The sequence below is a fragment of the Pseudoalteromonas sp. SIMBA_162 genome, from assembly GCF_046535955.1.
Lineage (GTDB): Bacteria > Pseudomonadota > Gammaproteobacteria > Enterobacterales > Alteromonadaceae > Pseudoalteromonas > Pseudoalteromonas marina.
In genome coordinates this window covers 1-241 of record NZ_JAWJBQ010001069.1, presented here as the reverse complement: position 1 = coordinate 241, position 241 = coordinate 1, and the positions used below count along the sequence as shown (strand labels likewise).

At 37.8% G+C, this 241-nt stretch carries 1 protein-coding gene; it reads right to left on the bottom strand.

Annotated elements, in window-relative coordinates:
• Positions 1 to 241: hypothetical protein (locus R0J88_RS22965; RefSeq protein WP_410901311.1), on the bottom strand; the 241-nt coding region annotated here is incomplete at both ends.

Here is a 241-nt window from a genome sequence, read left to right as displayed (position 1 = left end):
CAGAAGTAGTTGCTTCTTTATGTTCTTCATTATTTGATGTGTATAAAATCTGAGATTCTTGTTCGCTTGTTGCTTGAGAATCTTCTTCTTGTTCGCTTGTTGCTTGAGAGTCTTCTTCTTGTTCATTTGTTATTGGTGGTTCTGTTTCGTCAACATTGTTGTTTATATCACTATCTGCTGTAACCGAATCCTTTGTAGGCTCTGCTTTTGGTTCCTCTGCTGTATTACAAGCGGCAAGAAC